This window comes from Pseudomonas sp. ICMP 460 (assembly GCF_002723595.1).
GTDB classification, from domain to species: Bacteria; Pseudomonadota; Gammaproteobacteria; order Pseudomonadales; family Pseudomonadaceae; genus Aquipseudomonas; species Aquipseudomonas kitaguniensis.
In genome coordinates this window covers 292,504-300,775 of the sequence record NZ_LKBR01000013.1, presented here as the reverse complement: position 1 = coordinate 300,775, position 8,272 = coordinate 292,504, and the positions used below count along the sequence as shown (strand labels likewise).

Sequence of the window (8,272 nt, the reverse complement as noted above, 5' to 3'; positions counted from 1 at the left end):
CCCAAAGAGTGGCTGGAAGGCAAAGCCGCGAATGCTCACGTGTCGACGGATCGGGTACTCAAGGCAGCTAAGCTCAAAAGACCTTGAAAGGGCTGGCTGTAAGAGCGGAACCGATACAAACATCACCCAAACAACGGATATGCACTCAAAACCCAAACCACAAACCTAAATAAATTTTAATAGCAAAAACAATAGGTTATTTGTAGTTTGATAGGAGCAAGCCCCATCAAAAACGGCTACACCAGCACCTGCCGGGTACTCGCCATGTACGCATGGATCTGCTTTTCCACACGCGGGTGAATCAGTTCCACCGGCCGCCGTTCATTCGGGCACGGCAAGGTTTTGGTGGTGCCGAACAGCCGGCAGATCAGCGGGCGCTCGTCGTACACGGTGCAGCCCTGAGGGCCAAGGTGCACGCAGTTCAGGGCGTCCATAGCGGCTTCCTGCTCGGCGGCGGTCTTGCGTGGCAGGCGCGACATTTCTTCGGGCGAAGTGGTCACCGGCCCACAGCAGTCGTGGCAACCCGGAACACACTCGAACGAAGGAATCTGTCGGCGCAGCGCGCTGATTTTCTGACTGTTGCAACTCATCGAAACACGTACCGAACAACGAATAGGCGTGGATTCTGCCGCAAAAAGCCTGGATGAGACAGCTTCGCCCGACCGCTGTATCCTGCGTCAAATTTTCCAAACAGGGATGCTCCCTATGACCGCCAGCGCCCAGCACACCGCTTCCTACTATGCCGCCAGCCGCGTTGCACACCCCGACCACCCGGCATTGAAGGGCGAAATAAGCGCCGACGTGTGCGTGATTGGCGGCGGTTATTCCGGGCTTAATACCGCGTTGGAACTCGCCGAGCGCGGCTTCAGCGTGGTGTTGCTGGAGGCGCGCAAGATCGGCTGGGGCGCCAGCGGCCGCAATGGCGGCCAGTTGATTCGCGGCGTCGGCCATGGCCTCGACCAGTTTGCCAAAGTCATCGGCACCGACGGCGTGCGCCAGATGAAGTTGATGGGCCTGGAAGCCGTAGAAATCGTGCGCGAGCGCGTCGAGCGCTATCAGATCCCTTGCGACCTGACGTGGGGCTATTGCGACCTGGCCAACAAACCCGGCGATATGGATGGCTTGGCCGACGATGCCGAAGAACTTCGTAGCCTCGGCTATCGCCATCAAATACGCCTGCTGCAAGCCGACGAGATGAGCAGCGTGATCGGATCCGAACGCTATGTGGGCGGCATGATCGACATGGGCTCGGGCCATTTGCACCCATTGAACCTGGCCCTCGGCGAAGCCGCCGCCGCCCGGCAACTAGGCGTGAAGCTGTTCGAGCAGTCCGAAGTCACGCGTATCGACTACGGCCCCGAGGTCAATGTGCACACCGCCTTTGGCAACGTGCGCGCCAAAACCCTGGTGCTGGCCTGCAACGCCTACTTGAATGACCTGAACCCGCAGTTGAGCGGCAAAGTGCTGCCCGCCGGCAGCTACATCATCGCCACCGAGCCGTTGAGCGAAGCCCAGGCCGCCAGCTTGTTGCCGCAGAACATGGCCGTGTGTGATCAGCGGGTCACTGTGGATTACTTCCGCTTGTCTGCCGACCGCCGCCTGTTGTTCGGCGGGGCCTGCCACTATTCCGGGCGTGATCCGCAGGATCTTGGCGCCTACATGCGCCCGAAAATGCTCAAGGTGTTTCCGCAACTGGCCGAGGTAAAGATCGACTACCAGTGGGGCGGCATGATCGGCATCGGCGCCAACCGTTTGCCGCAGATTGGCCGCCTGGCCGACCAACCCAATGTGTATTACGCCCAGGCCTACGCCGGCCATGGCCTGAATGCCACACACTTGGCGGGCAAGCTGCTGGCCGAAGCCATCAGCGGCCAACAGCAAGGCCGCTTCGACGTGTTCGCCAAAGTGCCGCACCTCACCTTTCCCGGCGGCAAACATCTGCGTTCGCCGCTGCTGGCGCTGGGCATGCTCTGGCACCGGCTCAAAGAATGGCGGTAATCAGCCGCGCCAGAAGGCTTTCAAGCCTTCCTGGCGCGCTTGTTCTGCGCTCAGCCCGACATCGCGCAATTGCTCCGCGGTCAAGCCCAGCAAGGCTTTGCGCGTATGGTGGCGCTGCCAGAACAGATTCCAGCGGCGGCTAAACAGCGCCGACATCACCCGCAATTGCCCCGCTTCCAGTTCTTGACCGTGTAATGCCAACCGCACATCGCTGATGCCGTTCATTTTCGCCGCCCTCATTTGCGTGTTGCCATGAGTGACTAGAATGGGCGTGCGGGCAAAACCATTACAGATCCAACATAACTATATTAAATCCATACAGATGCTGCCCATGGACGGCTGAATCGTGTATTTTCCGCCTATCTGTACTGGTTATTCAGGAGCTATCGCCATGACCCTCTACGTCAACCTCGCCGAATTATTGGGCACTCGCATCGAACAGGGGTTTTATCGCCCCGGTGATCGCCTGCCCTCGGTGCGGGCGTTGAGTGTGGAACACGGGGTAAGCCTGAGCACCGTGCAACAGGCTTATCGGCTGCTGGAAGACAACGGATTGGCGATGCCCAAGCCCAAGTCCGGCTATTTCGTGCCAGTCGGCCGTGAGCTGCCGGCGCTGCCGGCGCTGCCGGCAGTCGGCCGCCCGGCGCAGCGCCCAGTGGAGATTTCGCAGTGGGACCTGGTGCTGGAACTGATTCGTGCGGTACCGCGCAAAGACGTCATACAGCTGGGCCGAGGCATGCCGGATGTATTATCGCCGACCCTGAAACCCCTGCTGCGCAGCCTGGCGCGTGTGAGTCGTCGCCAGGATCTGCCGGGGCTGTATTACGACAACATCCTCGGCTGTATGGAGTTGCGTGAGCAAATTGCGCGACTGTCACTTGATTCAGGCTGCCAACTGACGGCCGAAGACATTGTCATCACCACCGGCTGCCACGAGGCGCTGTCCGCCAGCATCCATGCGATTTGCGAGCCGGGAGATATTGTTGCCGTCGACTCGCCGAGCTTCCACGGCGCCATGCAAACCCTCAAGGGCCTGGGCATGAAGGCCCTGGAAATCCCGACCGACCCACTCACCGGTATCAGCCTGGAAGCGTTGGAGCTGGCCCTGGAGCAGTGGCCGATCAAGGTCATCCAACTGACGCCCAACTGCAACAACCCGCTGGGCTACATCATGCCGGAGGCGCGCAAGCGTGCGCTGCTGACCCTGGCTCAGCGCTTTGACGTGGCGATTATCGAAGACGACGTGTATGGCGAATTGGCCTACAGCTACCCACGCCCGCGCACGATCAAATCCTTCGACGAAGACGGTCGCGTGCTGCTGTGCAGCTCGTTCTCGAAAACCCTGGCACCAGGCCTGCGCATTGGCTGGGTAGCGCCGGGGCGTTACCTTGAGCGGGTGCTGCACATGAAATACATCAGCACCGGCTCCACGGCGACACAGCCGCAGATCGCCATCGCCGAGTTTCTTAAAAACGGCCACTTCGAACCGCATTTGCGGCGGATGCGCACTCAATACCAGCGCAATCGTGACCTGATACTCGACTGGGTCAGCCGCTACTTCCCGGCAGGCACGCGTGCCAGCCGACCGCAGGGCAGTTTTATGCTGTGGGTGGAGTTGCCGGAGGGCTTCGACACCCTCAAGCTCAACCGCGTGCTGGTGGAACAAGGCGTACAAGTGGCGGTGGGCAGTATCTTTTCGGCCTCGGGCAAGTACCGTAATTGCCTGCGCATGAACTACGCCGCCAAGCCCAGTGCACAGATCGAAGAGGCGGTGCGCAAGGTCGGCGCAGCGGCGATCAAGATGCTCGCTGAGGCTGCAGACTGACCTTTCCCCGGAATTCGCCGTCATATGCCGACAATCGCCCCGACCCGGAAGCAGCGCCCTTGATGATTCGACGGCTTTTACCGTTTTTCCTGTTGGCAGCACTGGCGCTGGGCGGCTGCGCGACGGTCGATGCGCCGCGCATTCCCAGCGACGCGTTGCCCGCCGCGAACTCCTCGTTCGGCCGCTCGATTCAGGCGCAGGCAGCGCCGTATCAGGGGCGTTCGGGCTTTCGTTTGCTGCCCAACAGCAGCGAAGCGTTTATGGCCCGTGCCGAACTAATCCGCAACGCGCAAAGCAGCCTCGACTTGCAGTACTACATCGTGCACGACGGCATCAGCACGCGCATGCTCGTGGATGAACTGCTCAAGGCCGCCGACCGCGGCGTGCGTGTGCGCATCCTGCTGGACGACACCACCAGCGACGGCCTCGACCAGGTCATCGCCACCCTCGCCGCCCATCCCAACATCGAAATTCGGCTGTTCAACCCGCTGCACTTGGGCCGCAGCACTGGCGCAACGCGGGCCATGGGCCGCTTGTTCAACCTGTCGCTGCAACACCGGCGCATGCACAACAAGCTGTGGTTGGCGGACAACAGTGTGGCCATTGTTGGCGGGCGCAACCTGGGCGACGAGTATTTCGACGCCGAGCCAAACCTGAACTTCACCGACATCGACATGCTCAGCGTAGGCCCGGTGGCCGAGCAGCTCGGGCACAGTTTTGATCAATACTGGAACAGTGCACTCAGCAAGCCTATCGACGACTTTGTCTGCAACGCGCCGTCCAGAGGCGACCTCGCCGCCGCACGCGTGCGCCTGGAAACCTCGCTGGCACAAGCACGCCAGCAAAACCACGCGCTGTATAACCGCTTGCGCGCCTATCAGACCCAACCACGCATGCACATCTGGCGCCGCGAGCTGATTTGGGCCTGGAACCAGGCGCTGTGGGATGCACCGAGCAAGGTACTGGCCACCGCAGAGCCGGACCCGCACCTGCTGCTGACCACCCAACTGGCACCGGAGCTTGCAGGCGTTAACCATGAGCTGATCATGATTTCGGCGTACTTCGTCCCCGGCAAGCCTGGGCTTGTGTACCTCACCGGGCGTGCCGATGCGGGCGTGTCGGTAAGCTTGCTGACCAACTCCCTGGAAGCCACCGACGTGCCAGCCGTGCACGGTGGTTATGCGCCGTACCGCAAGGCGCTGCTGGAGCACGGGGTGAAGCTTTATGAATTGCGCCGCCAACCCGGCGACCCGAGCGCAGGCAGCGGCCCGCACCTGTTTCGTCGCGGCGCGTTACACGGCTCAGATTCCAGCCTGCACAGCAAGGCGATGATTTTTGATCGGACGAAGTCGTTTATCGGCTCGTTCAACTTCGACCCGCGCTCGGTGTTATGGAACACCGAGGTCGGTGTGTTGGTGGACAGCCCGGAGTTGGCGGAACACGTGCGCAACCTTGCACTGCAAGGCATGGCACCGGCCTTGAGCTACCAAGCGAAATTGCAGGACGGCCACGTGGTATGGGTCACCGAGGACAACGGCCAATTGCACACGTTGAGCCGAGAACCGGGCAACTGGTGGCGCCGGTTCAACGCCTGGTTTGCCACCAGCGTAGGCCTGGAGCGCATGCTCTAGGCCCGAATGCGCTCAACTGTGGGAGCCGGGCTTGCTCGCGATGGCATCAACTCGGTGTACCTGATGGTCCGAGGTGGCTGCATCGCGAGCAAGCCCGCTCCCACAAAGGCGCTCTTGATGGCGTTGATCCTGGGAGCCGCCTCCGTTAACCACGAAGGCCGCACAGAGGCTCGCTTCTACTGCGGGATGCTTACAGCTTGATCCAGGTCGACTTCAGCTCGGTGTATTTATCGAACGCATGCAGCGACTTGTCGCGACCGTTACCCGACTGTTTGAAGCCACCAAACGGGGCGGTCATGTCGCCGCCATCGTATTGGTTGACCCACACACTGCCGGCACGCAAGGCCTTGGCGGTCAGGTGAGCTTTGGAAATATCCGCCGTCCACACCGCTGCGGCCAGGCCGTATTGGGTGTCGTTGGCGATCTGGATCGCTTCCTCTGCACTGTCGAAAGTGATCACCGACAAAACCGGGCCGAAGATCTCTTCCTGAGCGATTTTCATGGCATTGGTCACGCCGTCGAAAATCGTCGGCTCAACGTAAGTACCGCCGGTTTCTTCCAGCGTACGTTTGCCGCCGGCAACCAGCTTGGCGCCATCGGCGTGGCCGGACTCGATGTACGAAAGCACGGTGTTCATCTGCTGGGTATCCACCAGTGCGCCAACATTGGTCGCAGGGTCCAGCGGGTTACCCGGCTTCCAGCCCTTGAGTGCTTCAATCACCAACGGCAGGAATTTATCCTTGATCGAGCGCTCCACCAGCAGGCGCGAACCCGCGGTGCAGACTTCGCCCTGGTTGAAGGCAATGGCGCTGGCGGCGGATTCGGCCGCCGCTTGCAGGTCCGGCGCATCGGCGAACACGATGTTCGGGCTTTTGCCGCCGGCCTCCAGCCATACGCGCTTCATGTTCGACTCGCCGGAACGGATCAACAGTTGCTTGGCAATTTTGGTGGAGCCGGTGAACACCAGGGTGTCGACGTCCATGTGCACCGCCAGTGCATTGCCCACGGTGTGGCCGTAGCCCGGCAACACGTTCAACACGCCTTTTGGAATACCGGCTTCAACGGCCAGGGCCGCGATGCGGATGGCAGTCAGTGGGGATTTTTCGGACGGTTTGAGAATCACCGAGTTACCCGTCGACAGCGCAGGGCCGAGCTTCCAGCACGCCATCATCAACGGGAAATTCCACGGCACGATCGCGCCAACCACACCGACCGGTTCGCGCGTCACCAAGCCCAGTTGGTTGTGCGGCGTGGCCGCGACTTCGTCGTAGATCTTGTCGATGGCTTCGCCGCTCCAGGCCAGGGCATTGGCTGCGGCTGGAATGTCGATGCCAAGGGAATCGCTGATCGGCTTGCCCATGTCGAGGGTTTCGAGCAGCGCCAGCTCTTGCGCATTGGCGTTGAGCAGCGCGGCGAAACGGATCATGGTGGCCTTGCGCTTGGCCGGCGCCAGGCGCGACCACACACCGGAATCAAATGTAGCGCGCGCATTTTCCACAGCGCGCTGGGCGTCGGCGGTGTCACAACTCGCAACGGTGGCCAGCAGGCGACCATCGACCGGGCTGATGCATTCGAACGTGTCACCGGAAACAGCGGCAGTGTATTCGCCGTTGATGTAGGCACGGCCTTCGATCTTCAGATCCTTGGCGCGTTGTTCCCAGTCGGCACGGGTCAGGGTGGTCATGCGAGTGTCCTCCTCTCATTGAATACAAGGGCCGGGGATAACCCCGGCAGCCTTTAAGAATGCTTGCCCGGCCAGCCTGCTGTTCGGCTCGAGGCACTTGCCACCCTAAACCAGCGGCTGGGGGTGTTTCAATATATTTGACATAACGCCCATAAACGCCCTTGCGATGTTCATTTTAATAAACATAGACTTTGGGCTCTCCTACCGCAGGCCAGACGGGACACGCACATGAGCATCCAGGACATCGTCGACTTCAGCCAAGCCACCACCGCTCCCGAGCGCTACCGCCCTGCTGCCGAGAAAATCCTCAAGGGCGATCCCGAGCAAACGCTCTACAACCACTACAACAGCCCGTGCGGCCAAATGAGCGCCGGCGTTTGGGAAGGTGCGGTCGGGCAGTGGAAGGTCAATTACACCGAGCATGAGTATTGCGAGATTGTGCAGGGTGTTTCTGTACTGCGCGACGCCGAAGGCAACGCCAAGACCTTGCGCGCCGGCGACCGCTTCGTAATACCTGCCGGGTTCAGCGGCACCTGGGAGGTGCTGGAGGCATGCCGCAAGATCTACGTGGTATTCGAAGAGAAAGCCTGACGAGCAGGCAAAAAAAAGCCCGAATCGTGAGAGACGGGCTTTTTTTCACAAGGAAGAAAACCAATTACTTGATTTTGCCTTCTTTGTAGATCACGTGCTTGCGAACGCGCGGGTCGAACATTTTCTTTTCGAGCTTGTCCGGGGTAGTACGCTTGTTCTTGTCGGTAGTGTAGAAGTGACCAGTACCGGCGCTAGAGATCATTCGAATCAATTCACGCATGATATAGCTCCTTAAATCTTGCCAGCGGCACGAATTTCGGCCAGCACGACAGTGATGCCACGCTTGTCGATGATGCGCATGCCTTTAGCAGATACGCGCAGACGGACAAAACGTTTCTCTTCTTCAACCCAGAAGCGGTGATGCTGCAGGTTTGGCAGGAAACGACGACGGGTTTTGTTATTTGCGTGGGAAATGTTATTCCCAGTCACCGGACCCTTACCGGTAACTTGACATACTCTCGACATGCCTCAGCCCTCTAAAACCACATGCCCAACCCGGCATGGGTTGGCCGCTTAATCTCTCAGTCATTTGGCGCCAGGCGC

At 60.3% G+C, this 8,272-nt stretch carries 9 protein-coding genes; 4 read left to right on the top strand and 5 right to left on the bottom strand.

Annotated features, from left to right (window positions below):
• Positions 1–236: 236 nt before the first annotated feature.
• The gene (locus tag AO240_RS12105; protein WP_099236676.1) at positions 237–590 is read right to left on the bottom strand and encodes a YkgJ family cysteine cluster protein; all 354 of its coding nucleotides are present in this window, start codon (positions 588–590) and stop codon (positions 237–239) included.
• A gap of 115 nt (positions 591–705) precedes the next feature.
• Here AO240_RS12105 and AO240_RS12100 point away from each other — a divergent pair, with 115 nt between their 5' ends.
• Positions 706–1,998 carry an FAD-binding oxidoreductase gene (locus AO240_RS12100; RefSeq protein WP_099236675.1) on the top strand — a complete coding sequence of 431 codons (1,293 nt, stop codon included), beginning with the start codon at positions 706–708 and terminating at the stop codon, positions 1,996–1,998.
• Here AO240_RS12100 and AO240_RS12095 read toward each other — a convergent pair whose 3' ends face one another.
• Positions 1,999–2,223 carry a DUF1127 domain-containing protein gene (locus AO240_RS12095; RefSeq protein ID WP_099236674.1) on the bottom strand — a complete coding sequence of 75 codons (225 nt, stop codon included), beginning with the start codon at positions 2,221–2,223 and terminating at the stop codon, positions 1,999–2,001. It abuts the gene before it with no gap.
• 166 nt (positions 2,224–2,389) lie between these two features.
• On the opposite strand from AO240_RS12095, the gene AO240_RS12090 reads away from it, so the two are divergent.
• Complete coding sequence (locus tag AO240_RS12090; protein ID WP_099236673.1) at positions 2,390–3,823, top strand: PLP-dependent aminotransferase family protein; 1,434 nt, start codon at positions 2,390–2,392, stop codon at positions 3,821–3,823.
• A 62-nt stretch (positions 3,824–3,885) separates the two neighbouring features.
• Positions 3,886–5,454 (top strand): phospholipase D family protein, encoded by a 1,569-nt coding sequence (locus tag AO240_RS12085; RefSeq protein WP_099236672.1) that lies wholly within the window; start codon positions 3,886–3,888, stop codon positions 5,452–5,454.
• Between the two features lie 190 nt (positions 5,455–5,644).
• Here the strand turns inward: AO240_RS12085 and AO240_RS12075 are convergent, their stop codons facing one another.
• The gene (locus AO240_RS12075; protein ID WP_099236670.1) at positions 5,645–7,138 is read right to left on the bottom strand and encodes an aldehyde dehydrogenase; all 1,494 of its coding nucleotides are present in this window, start codon (positions 7,136–7,138) and stop codon (positions 5,645–5,647) included.
• A gap of 228 nt (positions 7,139–7,366) precedes the next feature.
• On the opposite strand from AO240_RS12075, the gene AO240_RS12070 reads away from it, so the two are divergent.
• Positions 7,367–7,729: a cupin domain-containing protein gene (locus tag AO240_RS12070; protein WP_058415709.1), complete on the top strand. Its 363-nt coding sequence runs from the start codon at positions 7,367–7,369 to the stop codon at positions 7,727–7,729.
• Positions 7,730–7,793: 64 nt separating this feature from the next.
• On the opposite strand, the gene rpmG is transcribed toward AO240_RS12070, so the two are convergent.
• On the bottom strand, positions 7,794–7,949 hold the full coding sequence (rpmG, locus tag AO240_RS12065; protein WP_003176906.1) for a 50S ribosomal protein L33: 156 nt from the start codon (positions 7,947–7,949) through the stop codon (positions 7,794–7,796).
• Positions 7,950–7,960: 11 nt separating this feature from the next.
• Positions 7,961–8,194 (bottom strand): 50S ribosomal protein L28, encoded by a 234-nt coding sequence (rpmB, locus tag AO240_RS12060; RefSeq protein ID WP_003176907.1) that lies wholly within the window; start codon positions 8,192–8,194, stop codon positions 7,961–7,963.
• Positions 8,195–8,272: the final 78 nt, after the last annotated feature.

Bases quoted from the DNA above. Each gene is read 5' to 3' on its own strand.
- AO240_RS12105 (WP_099236676.1), bottom strand. From the start codon at position 590: ATGAGTTGCAACAGTCAGAAAATCAGCGCGCTGCGCCGACAGATTCCT.
- AO240_RS12100 (WP_099236675.1), top strand. From the start codon at position 706: ATGACCGCCAGCGCCCAGCACACCGCTTCCTACTATGCCGCCAGCCGC.
- AO240_RS12095 (WP_099236674.1), bottom strand. From the start codon at position 2,223: ATGAACGGCATCAGCGATGTGCGGTTGGCATTACACGGTCAAGAACTG.
- AO240_RS12090 (WP_099236673.1), top strand. From the start codon at position 2,390: ATGACCCTCTACGTCAACCTCGCCGAATTATTGGGCACTCGCATCGAA.
- AO240_RS12085 (WP_099236672.1), top strand. From the start codon at position 3,886: ATGATTCGACGGCTTTTACCGTTTTTCCTGTTGGCAGCACTGGCGCTG.
- AO240_RS12075 (WP_099236670.1), bottom strand. From the start codon at position 7,138: ATGACCACCCTGACCCGTGCCGACTGGGAACAACGCGCCAAGGATCTG.
- AO240_RS12070 (WP_058415709.1), top strand. From the start codon at position 7,367: ATGAGCATCCAGGACATCGTCGACTTCAGCCAAGCCACCACCGCTCCC.
- rpmG (WP_003176906.1), bottom strand. From the start codon at position 7,949: ATGCGTGAATTGATTCGAATGATCTCTAGCGCCGGTACTGGTCACTTC.
- rpmB (WP_003176907.1), bottom strand. From the start codon at position 8,194: ATGTCGAGAGTATGTCAAGTTACCGGTAAGGGTCCGGTGACTGGGAAT.